The organism is Rhodococcus sp. 1168 (assembly GCF_002091955.1).
Classification (GTDB): domain Bacteria; phylum Actinomycetota; class Actinomycetes; order Mycobacteriales; family Mycobacteriaceae; genus Rhodococcoides.
Genome location: NZ_MKKY01000090.1, coordinates 35940 through 50275, shown reverse-complemented (window position 1 = coordinate 50275; position 14336 = coordinate 35940). Strand labels below are relative to the sequence as shown.

At 62.6% G+C, this 14336-nt stretch carries 14 protein-coding genes and 1 tRNA gene; 8 read left to right on the top strand and 7 right to left on the bottom strand.

Annotation, left to right across the window (positions count from 1 at the left end):
• Window positions 1–4 precede the first annotated feature (4 nt).
• Genes BJI47_RS20590 through BJI47_RS20575 form a run of 4 tightly spaced genes read left to right on the top strand, consistent with a single transcriptional unit; the run spans window position 5 to window position 3877 of the window.
• Window positions 5–1144 carry an isobutyryl-CoA dehydrogenase gene (locus BJI47_RS20590; protein ID WP_088945486.1) on the top strand — a complete coding sequence of 380 codons (1140 nt, stop codon included), beginning with the start codon at window positions 5–7 and terminating at the stop codon, window positions 1142–1144.
• On the top strand, window positions 1141–2199 hold the full coding sequence (locus BJI47_RS20585) for an enoyl-CoA hydratase/isomerase family protein (protein WP_088945485.1): 1059 nt from the start codon (window positions 1141–1143) through the stop codon (window positions 2197–2199). Before BJI47_RS20590 ends, BJI47_RS20585 begins: the two co-directional genes overlap by 4 nt.
• Entirely contained in the window at window positions 2196–3104 is a 909-nt protein-coding gene (gene mmsB / locus BJI47_RS20580; protein WP_088945484.1) for a 3-hydroxyisobutyrate dehydrogenase, read from the top strand. Before BJI47_RS20585 ends, mmsB begins: the two co-directional genes overlap by 4 nt.
• Window positions 3101–3877, top strand: coding sequence for an enoyl-CoA hydratase (locus BJI47_RS20575; protein WP_088945483.1), 777 nt, complete (start codon window positions 3101–3103; stop codon window positions 3875–3877). Before mmsB ends, BJI47_RS20575 begins: the two co-directional genes overlap by 4 nt.
• 81 nt (window positions 3878–3958) lie before the next feature.
• Here BJI47_RS20575 and BJI47_RS20570 read toward each other — a convergent pair whose 3' ends face one another.
• Genes BJI47_RS20570 through BJI47_RS20550 form a run of 5 tightly spaced genes read right to left on the bottom strand, consistent with a single transcriptional unit; the run spans window position 3959 to window position 8277 of the window.
• Entirely contained in the window at window positions 3959–4492 is a 534-nt protein-coding gene (locus tag BJI47_RS20570) for a MarR family winged helix-turn-helix transcriptional regulator (RefSeq protein ID WP_088945482.1), read from the bottom strand.
• Between the two features lie 52 nt (window positions 4493–4544).
• Entirely contained in the window at window positions 4545–5135 is a 591-nt protein-coding gene (locus BJI47_RS20565; protein ID WP_088945481.1) for a bifunctional 2-polyprenyl-6-hydroxyphenol methylase/3-demethylubiquinol 3-O-methyltransferase UbiG, read from the bottom strand.
• A gap of 48 nt (window positions 5136–5183) precedes the next feature.
• The gene (locus BJI47_RS20560; RefSeq protein ID WP_088945480.1) at window positions 5184–6329 is read right to left on the bottom strand and encodes a sulfotransferase; all 1146 of its coding nucleotides are present in this window, start codon (window positions 6327–6329) and stop codon (window positions 5184–5186) included.
• A gap of 8 nt (window positions 6330–6337) precedes the next feature.
• Window positions 6338–7120 carry an SDR family oxidoreductase gene (locus BJI47_RS20555; RefSeq protein ID WP_088945479.1) on the bottom strand — a complete coding sequence of 261 codons (783 nt, stop codon included), beginning with the start codon at window positions 7118–7120 and terminating at the stop codon, window positions 6338–6340.
• The gene (locus BJI47_RS20550) at window positions 7117–8277 is read right to left on the bottom strand and encodes a hypothetical protein (protein WP_088945515.1); all 1161 of its coding nucleotides are present in this window, start codon (window positions 8275–8277) and stop codon (window positions 7117–7119) included. Before BJI47_RS20550 ends, BJI47_RS20555 begins: the two co-directional genes overlap by 4 nt.
• 91 nt (window positions 8278–8368) lie before the next feature.
• Here BJI47_RS20550 and BJI47_RS20545 point away from each other — a divergent pair, with 91 nt between their 5' ends.
• The 4 genes from BJI47_RS20545 (at window position 8369) to BJI47_RS20530 (ending at window position 13217) form a co-directional block, all read left to right on the top strand.
• Entirely contained in the window at window positions 8369–9265 is an 897-nt protein-coding gene (locus tag BJI47_RS20545; RefSeq protein ID WP_088945478.1) for an IclR family transcriptional regulator, read from the top strand.
• Window positions 9266–9358: 93 nt separating this feature from the next.
• Window positions 9359–10270 carry a sulfate adenylyltransferase subunit CysD gene (gene cysD, locus BJI47_RS20540; RefSeq protein WP_176224988.1) on the top strand — a complete coding sequence of 304 codons (912 nt, stop codon included), beginning with the start codon at window positions 9359–9361 and terminating at the stop codon, window positions 10268–10270.
• Window positions 10270–12111, top strand: a complete 1842-nt coding sequence (gene cysC, locus BJI47_RS20535) for an adenylyl-sulfate kinase (RefSeq protein ID WP_088945476.1) — start codon at window positions 10270–10272, stop codon at window positions 12109–12111. The genes cysD and cysC overlap by 1 nt, the downstream gene beginning before the upstream one ends.
• Entirely contained in the window at window positions 12108–13217 is a 1110-nt protein-coding gene (locus tag BJI47_RS20530; protein ID WP_088945475.1) for a 3'(2'),5'-bisphosphate nucleotidase CysQ, read from the top strand. The genes cysC and BJI47_RS20530 overlap by 4 nt, the downstream gene beginning before the upstream one ends.
• Here BJI47_RS20530 and BJI47_RS20525 read toward each other — a convergent pair.
• Together BJI47_RS20525 and BJI47_RS20520 are read right to left on the bottom strand one after the other, a co-directional pair.
• Complete coding sequence (locus BJI47_RS20525) at window positions 13214–14083, bottom strand: hypothetical protein (protein WP_088945474.1); 870 nt, start codon at window positions 14081–14083, stop codon at window positions 13214–13216. The two genes, BJI47_RS20530 and BJI47_RS20525, sit on opposite strands and share 4 nt — an antisense overlap.
• Before the next feature lie 50 nt (window positions 14084–14133).
• A tRNA-Arg gene (locus BJI47_RS20520) sits at window positions 14134–14206 on the bottom strand.
• Between the last annotated feature and the right edge of the window lie 130 nt (window positions 14207–14336).

The following is a 14336-nucleotide window of genomic DNA, read 5'->3' as shown; positions in this document are numbered from 1 at the left end:
GCCGGTGTTCACATTGACCGAGGACGAACGGGCGATCAACGAAACAGTACGCGACTTCGCCGACGAGTTCCTGGCTCCGAAGGCCGTCGAATGGGATCAGAACAAGCACTTTCCCGTCGACGTACTGCGCAAAGCTGCCGGCCTGGGTATGGGCGGAATCTATATCGGTGAGGATGTCGGTGGGTCGGGCCTGACGCGCGTCGACGCCGTGCGCATCTTCGAACAACTCGCCACCGGTGATCCGTCGATCGCGGCCTACATCTCCATCCACAACATGGTGACGTGGATGATCGACACCTATGGCAACGACGAGCAACGTCGTCAGTGGGTGCCGGGGCTCTGCGCGATGGACCAGCTCGGAAGTTACTGCCTCACCGAACCAGGTGCCGGATCCGACGCTGCGGCACTGACGACCAAGGCTGTGCGCGACGGTGACGACTACATCCTCAACGGAGTGAAGCAGTTCATCTCCGGGGCAGGGGTATCCGAGGTCTACGTCGTGATGGCGCGAACGGGTGAAGCCGGCCCCAAGGGTATTTCGGCAATCGTCGTACCGAAGGACTCCGCGGGCCTGTCGTTCGGGGCGAACGAGAAGAAGATGGGTTGGAATGCTCAGCCGACCCGGCAGGTCGTCTTCGAGGACGTCCGTGTCCCGGCCGCCAACGTCCTCGGAAACGAGGGCGACGGTTTCCGCATCGCGATGAACGGGCTCAACGGCGGCCGCCTGAACATTGCCGCCTGCTCGATCGGTGGCGCACAGAGCGCTTTCGACAAAGCGGTGTCCTACCTGGCCGAGCGCAAGGCCTTCGGCAATCGGTTGCTCGACGCGCAGGCCCTGCAGTTCCGACTGGCAGATATGAAGACCGAGCTCGAAGCCGCCCGAACTCTGCTGTGGCGAGCTGCGGAGGCGTTGCAGACCGGTGCCGAGGACAAGGTCGAACTCTGCGCTATGGCAAAGAGATTCGGAACCGACACCGGATTCGGCGTCGCCAACGCAGCGTTGCAGTTGCTCGGTGGCTACGGCTACCTAGCGGAGTACGGTGTGGAGAAGATCGTCCGAGACCTTCGTGTCCATCAGATCCTCGAGGGGACCAACGAGATTATGCGAGTCGTCGTGGCTCGCTCGATTGTGGGAGCAGCATGAGCGAACCCGAGGTGTTGTTCGACCTGCGCGGTGGCGTCGGCCGAATCACGCTCAACCGTCCGAAAGCTATCAACGCGTTGAATCACGCGATGGTGCTCGACATCGCGACACAGCTCGAGAAGTGGGCCGTCGACGACAAGGTCGAGTTGGTGCTCCTCACCGGCGCAGGCGAACGTGGCTTGTGCGCCGGTGGTGACATCGTCTCGATCTACCACGACGCCAAAGAGGGCGGTAGCGGGTCGAAGGTCTTCTGGCGCGACGAGTACATCCTCAATGCGGCTATCGCTCGATTCCCCAAGCCGTACGTGGCAATCATGGACGGGGTGGTGATGGGCGGCGGTGTCGGCCTGTCCGCCCACGCCAACACCCGCATCGTGACCGACCGCTCGAAGATCGCGATGCCCGAGGTCGGTATCGGTTTCATCCCCGACGTCGGCGGGACGTTTCTGCTCTCCCGTGCCCCCGGAGAATTGGGAACACACCTCGGCCTCACCACCGCCCGCATGGGTGCAGGTGACGCCATCGCGGCAGGGCTCGCCGATCACTACATCCCCTCCGACAAGTTGCCGGACTTCTACGCTGTACTCGAGAGCGGAACACTCGAGAACGCGTTGGCTTCGTTCACCGAACCAGCACCCACGTCGAGCCTGGTCGCGGCACGCAGCTGGATCGACGCTGCGTACAGCGCCGCTACCGTCGAAGAGATCGTGGACCGCTTGCGGCGCAGTGAGGTACCTGACGCACACAAGGCTGCCGACGATATCGAATCGAAGTCACCGGTCGCGCTGAAGGTCACGCTGAAGTCGCTGCGACGGGCAGCCGATGCGGCTTCGCTCGAGGAGGTGCTCGACGACGAATATCGGGTGTCCTCGGCAAGTCTGCATTCACATGACCTCGTCGAGGGAATCCGAGCACAGGTGGTGGAGAAGGACAGAAACCCGAAGTGGTCTCCGCCGACGCTAACCGACGTCACCAGCGAGGACGTCGATCGCTATTTTGCCCCCTTGGGTGCCGCTGAACTGGGATTGAGCAACGAACTTGGAGGGCAGCGATGAGTGAGAACACGATCGGTTTCGTCGGTCTCGGCCATATGGGCGGACCGATGGCAGCGAACCTGGTGAAAGCCGGATACACGGTTCAGGGCTTCGATCTCGTCCCTGCAGCGCTGGAGCAGGCAACGAAGGACGGCGTGACCGTCGTCGAATCGGCCGTGGCTGCAGTGTCGAACGCCGACGTCGTGATCACGATGCTGCCCAACGGCAGGCTCGTGCTCGATCTGTACAAGGATCTACTTCCCGTTGCCGCTCCTGGCACCCTGTTCATCGACTCCTCGACCATCGATGTCGCCGACGCGCATGCTGCGCACAAGCTCGTCGACGACGCGGGCCACCGCGGTCTCGACGCTCCGGTATCGGGTGGTGTCGGCGGTGCGACTGCGGGGACGCTGACATTCATGGTCGGCGGGTCCGAAGAGGACTTCGCCTCGGCTGCAGCTGTTCTCGACGTCATGGGTCGCAAAGTGGTGCATTGTGGCGCCGCGGGCAACGGCCAAGCCGCCAAGATCTGCAACAACATGATCCTCGGGGTGTCTATGATTGCGATCAGCGAGGCCTTCGTGCTCGGTGAGAAACTTGGGCTCAGTAATCAAGCGTTGTTCGACGTCGCGTCCACCGCGTCCGGCCAGTGCTGGGCGCTGACCACCAACTGTCCTGTGCCAGGACCGGTTCCGACCAGCCCGGCCAACAACGACTACACACCAGGGTTCGCGGCAGCCTTGATGGACAAAGATCTCGGTCTTGCTGCCAATGCGCTGCGCAACAACGGTGTTCACGGCGTCCTCGGGCTCAAGGCCGCTGAGCTCTACTCCGAGTTCAAGGAAACATCCGGTGGTGGAACGGACGTAGACTTCTCCGGCATCATCAACGACATTCGCGAACGTTCGACAGGGGAGAGTAAATGAGCGACTACGAAACAATTCTTCTGGAGCGGCGAGGTCGCGTCGGGATCATCACGCTGAATCGGCCGAAGGCGCTCAACGCGTTGAACTCTCAGCTGATGCACGAGGTGGTGTCCGCGGTCGAAGACCTCGACGGAGACCACGGTATCGGAGCTATCCTGATCACCGGCTCGGAGAAGGCATTCGCTGCGGGTGCCGATATCAAGGAAATGCAGCCGAAGTCGTACATGGACGTCTATGCCGAGGACCTGTTCAGTGCCTGGGATCGACTGTCGGCAGCGCGCACACCGATCATTGCGGCTGTATCGGGATATGCGCTCGGTGGCGGCTGCGAGCTGGCGATGCTGTGCGATGTTCTGATCGCTTCCGACACAGCGGTATTCGGTCAGCCGGAGATCAAGCTGGGGGTCATCCCCGGAATCGGTGGGTCGCAGCGCCTTACTCGCGCAGTCGGTAAGGCCAAGGCGATGGAGATGGTCCTGACCGGGCGAAACATGAAGGTCGACGAGGCCGAGCGAGCGGGGCTCGTCTCGCGAATCGTACCCGCCGCAGACCTGCTCGTCGACGCTATCGCCACCGCGACGACCATCGCAGAGATGTCGCTTCCGATTGCGATGATGGCCAAGGACGCGGTCAACCGTTCGTTCGAATCCTCCTTGGCCGAGGGCATTCGGTTCGAGCGTCGGCTGTTTCATTCGACCTTCGCGACCGAGGATCAGAAGGAAGGCATGTCTGCCTTCATCGACAAGCGTAAGGCGACATTCGTCAATCGGTGACCGATGCGTTCAGCCCTGTTGTCCGACAGTGACAGCAGGGCTGCTTCGTGCGTGGATACAGCGAAGCTGGGCACGCTCCGTTCACCAGGCCGGTGACGACCCGATGTCCTCGAAGTCACCGGCTGTGCGCCTCAGTTCGGCAAGAATACGCACCAGCGACGTCAGTCGTTCCTTCGACAAACCAGGCTTGCTGAATACCTGTTCGTTGAGTTTTTCGGTGGCATCGACGGCCAGTGTGCGACCCGCTTCGGTGATCTCCACCAACGTTGTTCGACGATCGCTCGGGTGCGGTGTTCGGCGCACGTACCCCGCCGCTTCGAGGCGGTCGACAGCGTTGGTGACGCTCGTGGGGTGCACCTGCAGTCGCGCACTGGCCTTCGCCATCGGCAGCGCACCGTTCTTGGTGAACGTCAGCAGGGTCAGAAGTTCGTAGCGGGAGAACGTCAATCCAGTGGGCTTGAGCGTCTCTTCGACTCGCGCGAGCATGATCTGCTGTGCCCGCATCAACGAAGTGACAGCGGCCATTCCGTCGGCGACGTCACCCCATCCATGTGCGGTCCACTGACGGTGGGCCTCTGCAATGGGATCGAGGGGAAGTGGCGATGGCGCTGGCATTCCTCCATCCTCCCATGGGCGGCGGCGGCGATGCCGTCTCTACCCGTCGGAATCAGGTAAGCAGCGCAGGTGCCCTGGCTACCGTCACTGCCCAGTCCGCACTCTCGTGCCACGGTCGCAGATCCCACGTCGAGAAGCGATGCTCGTGGAGTAAGCCGGCCGACTTGAGGTCGGCGTCGAACTTCTCCACGGTGTACTCCCTGTCCGTGGCGAATCCGGCGACGAAGACTCCTCCGGGCTTCAAGTGCGCCGTCATCCGCTCGAGAGCCGATCGTTCGGTGCCCGGTGTCATGAAGACCATCACGTTGCCGGCGACCACGACGGCATCGAATGTCTCGCCGAGGTCGAGTTCGGTCAGATCGGCTTGATGAACCGTCAGGTCGGTGTGCTCTCGTGCGGCTTCGACGAAGACCGGATCGAGATCCACCGCGGTGACTCGGTGTCCGCGCCGGGCGAGTTCGGCACCGAGACGGGCTGTGCCACAGCCCGCGTCGAGGACCGAACTCCCCGGCGCCAAGAGCGCGTCGACCATCCGCGCCTCGCCGTGTAGGTCGACGCCTCGCGCTTGAAGTCGCGCGAAGCGTTCGACGTACTTCCTGGACTGGTCCTCGGTGTTGTCGATCTGCCAGCGTGTCGGAGCCATCCCGTCACCCTAGTGTTCACCGGAGTCGGGCATCACCGACCTGCGGAGTTACCTCGTCCCGAACCGGCGGTCGATGTCTTCGCCGTCGAGGCCGAAGTCTTCGAGCGTGTACTTGTGTGCCGGCCGCCGTTGCCCACTTCTGCTTTCGGTGTGCATGGCGTCCATGGCGGAGCGTGCATTCTCGGTGAGATCGAGTCCGAAGTTCTCGTACACCTGTTCCACTGTGCGGAGGGGGTCGGCGACGAAGTCGTGGTAGTCGACGTCGTAGAACTGCGCCGAGTTCGCACCGGACCGTGCGGCGGAGAAACTGTTGAGCCCACGCTCCCACAGATCGACCTGGGTGCGCCCGATGACGTCGCCGCGGAACAGGTCCGACCAGCCTTCGGTGGCGTGCTCGGCGAGGCTGCACATCGACGGCATGATCGTGCGGGGTTCACGGTGGCATTGGATGACCAGCGCGTCCGGGTAGACCTGTAGCAGCTCGTCGAGTGCGAACAGGTGGCTCGGATTCTTCAGAACCCAACGCCGATCGGTGTCGTTCATTCCGATGAGCTGGAGGTTCTTCCGGTGGCGCTGGTAGGTCGAAAGCCAGCTCTGTCCGGCAAGCCACGCCGAATAGGTCGGTAGGTAGGCGAGGCATTCGTAGGCTATGGACTGCACCGATTGCCGCAGTAGCTGCCAGCATTCCTCGACTTCGGCGGCGGACATGTAGTGCACCCCCATGAACTCGGGGTGTTCGACATGGTGTTGCGCAAACCCTTTTTCGATCTGCGCGAACAGGGGATTGGATTCCCAGGTCTCACGCGGCGGCCTGGGTTGCGGCATCTCGGTCAGCCACATCTCCAAACCCTGGTGCGACGGGTCGGCGGTCAGCAGCCGGTGCAGCGCCGTCGTGCCGGTGCGAGGAAGACCGGTCACGAAGATCGGCCGCTCGATCGTGATGTCGGCGTGCGTCGGATTCTGCTTCCACGCGAGCTCGCTGAGTGAACGCGCGACCAGCGCTCCGCGAAGGAAGTACCGGCTCATCTTCGATCCGAGTGCTGTCAATTGGGCATCACGGTTGTACGAGTCGAGCAGGACACCGAGGGCTTCGACATAGTCGTCGGATCCGAAATCTTCGAGGCCGGTGAACTTGGTGGCAGACGCGTGTAAATCCTCGACGGTACCGACATCGGTGCGTTCGGTGCTGGTCATGTGCGCTCCTAGTGGTGGTATTCGCCGCAGTTGACGTCGAGACATTGGCCGGTGATCGCCCGAGCCGATGGGGAAGCGAGGAATACGACGGCGTCGGCGATCTCGTCGGGTTCGGGTAGCCGTCGTAGGTCCATCGTCGCGGCAGTTTGCTCGTAGATCTGTTCGCTGGTGGTGCCGTATTTCTTCGCCATGTGGTCGAAGTAGCCTTTCAGCGACTCGCCCCAGATATAGCCGGGCGCAACAGTATTGACCCGAATTCCCTGCGGGCCCAGCTCGCTGGCCAGGGTTTGCGACATGGCGAGCAATGCTGCTTTGGCGATCTTGTAGCCGCCGTACTTGGGCTGCGAGTGCCTTATTACGGCCGAGTTGATCATGACGATCGAACCGGTCGACTCTGCCAACGCCGGGGTGAACAACTGTGAGAGGCGCAGCGTTCCGAACAGTGAGAGTTCCAATCCCTGCCTGATGACGGCCGGGTCGGTGTGGGCGAGATCCTTCATCGACGGTATCGCGAACGCATTGTTGACCAGTACGTCGACGTGGCCGAACTCCTCGACTGCACGGGTGACCAGCGCCTGGGAAGAAGCTTCGTCGGTGATGTCGGTCGCGACGGTGACGGCCGTTCGGCCGAGTTCGGCAACTTCTTTGCCGACCTCGAGAAGGTAGCTTTCGGTGCGTGCGGCGAGCACCAGATCGGCACCCGCGGCGGCGCTGCGCAGTGCGATGGACCGGCCGAGGGATGGTCCGACGCCGGAGACGACGACAACCTTGCCGTCGAGTTGTCCCGTCATCCGAGCATCCTTCGTCCGACAGCGTCGCGACGGGCTGCGATGCGCAGGGCAAAGTCCTCCGGTGAAATTTTGTTCGCGTCGTAGTGCGGTAGATGCGAGGAAATGTCGTCGAAGTCGACTACTTCCACGGTAGGTCCATCTTCCGCACTCATCTCGCGGGAGACTCGCTGCCATCGGAACTGTGCGTAGCCGCGGGCATGACCTGTCGTTTCGATCCAGTTGGTCACCTGCGGGTTTCGTTCGCTGACCACCAGCCTGATGTAACCGTCCGGATCGGTCTGCGCCTGCTCTGCAGTCAACGAAGTTTGGTGGTTGATGTAGTCGAGGGAGATGTACCACATGCTGCCCAGCTGGAACCCTTGATACGGTGCGTCGGACACGGGCACCGTGATGATCATGGCCTGGTCCTCGCGCAGTTCGTAGTGGCCGGCCGAAGAATACTGGGTGCTCAATCCTCCTGGCGTGAGCCGCGGTTCGGTGAGGGTGTTGACGTCGAGATTGAGGTAGAACCACTGCGGGAACTGCAAAAAGGTGTGTATACGGCCGAGGAGCATCTTGCCGGCGGTGGAATAGCGTTTCGCCACAGATTCTTTCGAGGGCGGCGCGGGGGATTCCGCTGAGGTGCCTGCTCGATGGATGGTGAGCGTGCCCCGGGCCGCAGACCAGTCGTTGTAGACCTCGCGGACAACCAGCATCGAGGAACCCTCGCCGAGGGTGAAGTGGTTGGGCAGGTCGGAAGGGCGACCGAAGTGTACTTCGAACGAGCCGTCGTCGGCGATGTCGATCGAGCGATCGTCGAAGGCGGTCAAGCTGTCCGGGACATCGACGGGGGAGTAGTCACCCTTGAGTATCTGGAAGCTGAGATCGGTTGTGGTGCCTCGTGTTCCGCGCACGATGTATTCTGCATCGTCTCGAATGTTGGCGTGAAAGTAGAGCGTGTCGGGGTTGTCGAGGCCCATCTTCGTGTACGGGCCGGTCGAGCTCGCGAAGAACGGGAAGTCCTTGTCGTATGCCCAGGCCATTTGGATGGATGCGCGGATGCTGCCGGCGAGGTAGTCGTATCCCTCGAGCAGGTCCTGTTCTGTTCGTATGTGCGGAGCGTCTTCGATGATCTTTTCGGCCGCTGTGATTGCTTCTGCGAGTGAATCGGTGAGCACACCCATCTCCTCGTGCTTAGTGGTACAAATATGTACCGATGTGGTAGAACAAAGTCTGTGTCGACAATAGAACGTGTTCCAGGAAGGGTCAATGAGTAGTCGCAACTCGCCACCGACGGACCGCGTCGTCGCGGTCCTGGACTTCATGGTTGCCAGGAGTGACCGACGTTTCGGACTCTCGGCGCTGGCACGTGAACTGGGTCTGAGCAAGCCCACCTGTCTGGGCATCCTGACCTCGCTGGTCGGCGCTGGATACCTGGTTCGCGACCCTGTTTCGGTTACCTACGGCCTCGGTCCCGCGCTGATCGCCGCCGGGCGTGCGGCGCAGCGGGGGTTCGCGGTCGGCCCGCTCGCGCGCACGCACCTCGAAGCTCTCAGTGCGCGATACGACACGACGTGCACGGCTTCGGGCGTGGTCGGTGATCGCATCACCATCCTCGAGTTGACCTGTCCCGACGGGCGGCAGGCTGCCGTGAAGGTGGGGCAGGTCTATCCGTTCGCGCCGCCGGTAGGGCTCATGTACGTGCTGTGGGATACCGACGACCGGCTCGATTCGTGGCTGGGTCGTGAACCGACACTGCCCGTCCGGATGGACGTCGCTCATCTTCGCCGCGTGGTCGACGAGTGCCGCAGAACCGGGTATCTCGTCGAGACGCTGACGGCTGTGGGGCAGAGGCTGCACACCGTCATGGCGGGGGTTGCCGCACACGATCTTCCGGAGGAGGTTCGCGAACTCCTCGGTGAGATGGTGTCCGGCCTCGGTGAGCGGGTGTACCTGGGCGCGGAGGAGGCTGGTGCCGACGCTACGCACGAGGTCAGCGTCATCGCGGCCCCGACGTACGACGCGCATGGTCATCAGTCGCTGGTGCTGACTCTGCATGTCGGAGCGTCGATCTCAGGCGAGGGTATTGCCGAGCGTGGGCAAGCGCTCGCTGCGGCCGCCGGTGCGATCACGACAGAAGTAGGCGGTCGTGCGCCGACCCGTTGACCAATACTGAAACACGTTCTATTCTTCGATCACGGATTTGAACCGCACCGGTCCAAATATGGACCGATGCGTTGTGATCGGAGGGCTTCACCGATGTCGATCTCGTACGAACTCACACACCTTGCTGCGCTCGAAGCGGAAGCTGTCCATATCTTCCGTGAAGTCGCCGCTACCGCCGAACGTCCGGTGCTGCTGTTCTCCGGCGGCAAGGACTCGGTGGTGATGCTTCATGTGGCAGCCAAAGCCTTCTGGCCCGCCCGGCTCCCGTTCGCCGTCATGCACATCGACACCGGCCACAATTTCGACGAGGTCCTGTCCTTCCGCGACCGTGCGGTCGAGCATTTCGGCGTCAACCTGACCGTGGCCAGCGTGCAGGACGACATCGACTCGGGACGCTCGATCGAGGAGATCGGGCCGGGGGCCAGTCGTAACCGACTCCAGACCGCGACACTGCTACGCGCGATCGCCGAGAACTCGTTCGACGCCGTGTTCGGTGGTGCCCGTCGGGACGAGGAAAAGGCGCGTGCCAAAGAGCGTGTCTTCAGCTTTCGCGATGAACACGGCCAATGGGATCCGCGCCGTCAGCGCCCGGAACTGTGGCAGTTGTACAACGGTCGTCATCGGCGGGGCGAACACTTTCGCGTGTTCCCGCTGTCGAACTGGACCGAACTCGACATCTGGCAGTACATCGAGGCGGAGCAGATCGAACTCCCACACATCTATTACGCGCACAATAGAACGGTCGTGCCGCGAGCCGGAATGCTCCTGGCAGTCTCGAGATTCGTCCCGGTGCTGCCCGGCGAAGAACCCTTCGAGGAGACGGTCCGCTTTCGTACCGTCGGCGACGCGACCTGCACCGGGTGTGTGCAGTCCTCGGCCGCCGATGCGCACGACGTCGTACTGGAAGTCGCGGCCAGCAGAATGACCGAGCGTGGCGCGACACGGGCCGACGACCGCATATCGGAGGCCGGAATGGAAGACCGCAAGAAGGAAGGTTACTTCTGATGTCGCAACTGCTTCGAGTAGCTACGGCGGGAAGCGTCGACGACGGCAAATCGACACTCATCGGTCGGCTCCTCTACGACTCGAAGGCGATCTTCGAGGATCAGTTGGAGGCCGTGGAGAAGACCAGTCGTGAACGTGGCGGCGACACAGTCGATCTCGCACTGCTCACCGACGGACTGCGCGCCGAGCGGGAACAGGGCATCACGATCGACGTCGCGTATCGCTACTTCTCCACGCCGAGAAGAAAATTCATCATCGCCGATACACCGGGGCACCAGCAGTACACCAGAAACATGGTCACCGGCGCTTCGACCGCCGATCTTGCGCTGATACTCGTCGATGCGCGTCACGGGATCCTCGAACAGACGAAGCGACATGCGTTTCTCTCGTCGTTGCTCGGTATCCGACATCTCGTGTTGTGCATCAACAAGATGGATCTCGTCGACTATTCGTGCGCTCGGTACGAAGAGATCAAAGCGGAGTTCCGCGAATTCGCGATGAAACTCGAAGTACCCGATCTCACGTTCGTACCGATGTCGGCCATCGACGGGGACAACGTCGTCCATCGCACCGCGCAGATGCCCTGGTACGAGGGGAGCTCGCTTCTGCACCACCTCGAGGACGTCCACGTTGCTTCCGACCGCAACCTCATAGACGCCCGATTCCCGGTCCAATATGTAGTTCGGCCTAAACACAGCTCCGGCGAGCATGCCGACTTCCGGGGGTACGCAGGCACCGTGGCCAGCGGAGTTCTCAAACCCGGGGACGAAGTCGTTGCGCTCCCCTCTGGATTCGTCACCAGGATCGCAGCGGTGTGGGGGCCGGGTGGAACGCCGGTCGAAGAGGGGTTCGCGCCGTCGGCGGTATGTATCGAACTCGAGGACAAGGTCGACGTCGGACGTGGGGACATGCTGTGCCGTCCCAACAATCGTCCGCTCGTCGGAACAGAGCTCGATGCCATGGTCTGTTGGCTCGCAGAGGGCGCACAATTGCGCAGTGACGACCGGTACGTGCTGATGCACACCACGGCGTCGACACCGGCGCGGGTGGAAAAGCTGGACTACCGGCTCGACGTCAATACTCTGCATCGTGACGAAGCTGCACAATCGTTGGGTATCAACGACATCGGCCGAGTGCAGATCCGCACGCACAATCCAATCCTGTTCGATCCGTACCGACGTAACCGAGTCACCGGCAGCTTCCTGCTCGTCGACGAGTCGTCCGGAGCCACCGTCGCCGCCGGGATGATCACCGGCCCCACGTTGTCGGCAGCCAAGGTGGTCTGGCATTCGTCCCGTGTCGCCCGCGAGGAACGTGCAACGCTCGGCGCCACTATCTGGTTGACCGGCTTGTCGGCTTCGGGAAAGTCCACCGTGGCAGCGGAACTGGAACTACTGCTGGTGGCGTCGGGCCGGCCGGCATATCGGTTGGACGGTGACAACCTGCGCCACGGGCTCAATTCCGATTTAGGGTTCGATGCAGCCGACCGTACCGAGAACGTACGGCGGGTGGGGGCCGTCGCCCAACTGATCGCCGACGCCGGAGTGGTCGCGATCGCCTGTCTCATCAGCCCGTACCGCGAAGACCGCGACGAGGTGCGGAAGGTGCACGAGAAGGCCGGACTGCCCTTCTTCGAGGTCTTCGTAGACACTCCGTTCGACGTCTGTGCAGCGCGCGACCCGAAAGGCATGTACGCCAAAGCTATTGCTGGTGAGATTACCGGCTTCACCGGGGTGGACGACCCCTACGAAGCGCCCGAGCACGCCGAATTGGTGCTGGCGGCCTCCGACGGTGATCCGGCAACACAGGCCGCTCGGATCGTGGAATTGTTGGGATCGTGAGCGCCCTCCACTCGGCCGAAGACGATGCCCGATTCGCCGCCGACCTCGCCGAGTCCGCGGGCCGATTGCTACTCGAGATTCGTGAGCGCGAAGGACGAACTACCCAGGGACGGGGACTCGGCAGGCTCGGCGACACCGAAGCCGACGCCCTGATCCTGGGCCGATTGGCAGGTGAACGCCCCGGCGACGCAGTGCTCTCAGAAGAGTCGGCCGATGATCTACGCAGGCTGGATGCAGCCCGTGTCTGGATCATCGACCCCCTCGACGGCTCCCGTGAATACGGCATCGACGGGCGAACCGACTGGGCAGTGCACGTGGGCCTGTGGGAAAAAGACCAGGGGATGACGGCGTCGGCAGTCGCCCAGCCTGCGCTCGGTGTCGTCTACTCGACGGCCGACGTCACCGGCCCGCCGCCGCAGTCCGGTAGGCCCACACTTGTGGTCAGTGACTCTCGGCCGCCCTACTACATGGACGATCTCGCGCGCGCGGTCGATGCCGACGTCGTGACCATGGGTTCGGCAGGTGCAAAAGCAATGGCAGTCGTACGAGGGGAGGTAGACGCCTACGTGCATTCCGGTGGCCAGTGGGAATGGGACTCGGCAGCGCCCGTCGGCGTCGCACTCGCCGCGGGTCTGCATTGCTCGCGCATCGATGGAACGCCGTTGCGGTACAACCAGTCCCATCCGTACCTTCCGGACTTGCTGATCTGCAGGCAGGAACTTGCGCAACAGCTCCTGGCGGGAATTGCCACCTATGCCACGCGCGAGGTGGATTCCGGTCGCGTCGCGATGGCACGTGAATACATCAAGGCTCTGCTCAGTCACGATGCCACCAAGGTTCGTCTCGCCGACGGGTGTCGCCGTGTGGAGAACGGACAGCAGACCGGTGACACCGGAGCGTTCATCAGGGACGAACTCGAGAACGGCGCCCAGTACACGCCGATCATCGGCATCGGCGAGGTAGAGATCCGCGAATGGGGAACCAGCGTTGTGACACGATTCTCCCTCGAATTCGACGGCGGTATGTCGGTGGCAGTGACCGAGCATTTCGACATTCCGGCAGGCGATATCGCCGCCATCACGACGATCATCGAACCGGTAGGTTAGCGGCCGAGATCCTCAACCTCGCTGCGCAATTCGGCAGTTCTCGCCTCGGCATCGTTGAGGACACGTCGCAGGCGTCGTGCTTCGCGATCTGCCGACTTCTCGGCCGTGCGGGCCGCCGCCTCCTCGACCTCGACGTCGTGGAGTTCGGCACGGAGGCGGGCCAATCGTTCCTTGCTTTCGGAAAGGTCCGTGGACGCGGCTTCGGCCACTGAATCGGCTGAGACGACGGCCGCGCGAGCCGACTCTTCGTCCTCCTGGGCCTCGGTGAGCTGTTCTCGAGTTTCCTCGAGGCGCTTGTCGGCCGCGTCGTCACGCGCTTCGGCTTTCGGTCCCGCCTGTGGCTCCTCGGCGGTGTTCTCGGGTTCGCGTGCCAAGGTGAGCACTGCCGGCCCGAAACCGCTGTAGGACTCTGCAACCAAGACGCGGCCTGCCTGCACCCGTGCGCCGATCTCGGGGTCCGCGAGCGCAGCACCCAATGTCTGTCCGACTTCTCGGGCCGCATTCTCCGTGCTCGGATGCCCACGTTCGCATGCAATTTCCACGGCCCGACGCGTCAGCGCACGAATCGACTGCGCACGGGCGGCGGAGAGTTCCTTGAGTTTTTCGGCCGATGATCTTCGCTGCGCGTCGCGCAAGCTGTTGCCGATGTCGAACAGCTCGGCGATGTCTTCGGGGTCTTCGCGAACGAGGAGATTGACCATCCAAGCGACGGTCGTGGGTTTGCGGAGCTTACCGATCGAGGCTGCGAGTTTTCGGTTGCCGGACTCCTTGGCCGCTGCAACCGCGGTTGTGCGCGCGGCGACGAAGTCTTGTGGATCGACGGCATAAAGCCCGGATGCAGCATCGTCGAGTTCGGTATCGGCCACGACCCATGTTTGCATCAAGGGTGGCAATAGGAAAGCGTGTGACGCAGGTGTGCCCCCGGCAGGATTCGAACCTGCGACCTTTCGCTCCGGAGGCGAACGCTCTATCCCCTGAGCTACGGGGGCGCGCCGGACATGTGTGTGCTGAAAATCCGGCGTGCCTGTGGGCGGGTCCAAGACTAGCGCATCCTGTCCGTCACCTGAAATCACCCTCGTGTTGACCTAGTAGGAGGACAGTCTGTGGCATGCACGTAGA

What these genes read in the sequence shown, in the direction of transcription:
- BJI47_RS20565 (WP_088945481.1), bottom strand. Translation starts at nt 5,135, where the DNA reads ATGGCTCCGACACGCTGGCAGATCGACAACACCGAGGACCAGTCCAGG.
- BJI47_RS20560 (WP_088945480.1), bottom strand. Translation starts at nt 6,329, where the DNA reads ATGACCAGCACCGAACGCACCGATGTCGGTACCGTCGAGGATTTACAC.
- cysC (WP_088945476.1), top strand. Translation starts at nt 10,270, where the DNA reads ATGTCGCAACTGCTTCGAGTAGCTACGGCGGGAAGCGTCGACGACGGC.
- BJI47_RS20570 (WP_088945482.1), bottom strand. Translation starts at nt 4,492, where the DNA reads ATGCCAGCGCCATCGCCACTTCCCCTCGATCCCATTGCAGAGGCCCAC.
- mmsB (WP_088945484.1), top strand. Translation starts at nt 2,196, where the DNA reads ATGAGTGAGAACACGATCGGTTTCGTCGGTCTCGGCCATATGGGCGGA.
- BJI47_RS20585 (WP_088945485.1), top strand. Translation starts at nt 1,141, where the DNA reads ATGAGCGAACCCGAGGTGTTGTTCGACCTGCGCGGTGGCGTCGGCCGA.
- BJI47_RS20575 (WP_088945483.1), top strand. Translation starts at nt 3,101, where the DNA reads ATGAGCGACTACGAAACAATTCTTCTGGAGCGGCGAGGTCGCGTCGGG.
- BJI47_RS20545 (WP_088945478.1), top strand. Translation starts at nt 8,369, where the DNA reads ATGAGTAGTCGCAACTCGCCACCGACGGACCGCGTCGTCGCGGTCCTG.
- cysD (WP_176224988.1), top strand. Translation starts at nt 9,359, where the DNA reads ATGTCGATCTCGTACGAACTCACACACCTTGCTGCGCTCGAAGCGGAA.
- BJI47_RS20555 (WP_088945479.1), bottom strand. Translation starts at nt 7,120, where the DNA reads ATGACGGGACAACTCGACGGCAAGGTTGTCGTCGTCTCCGGCGTCGGA.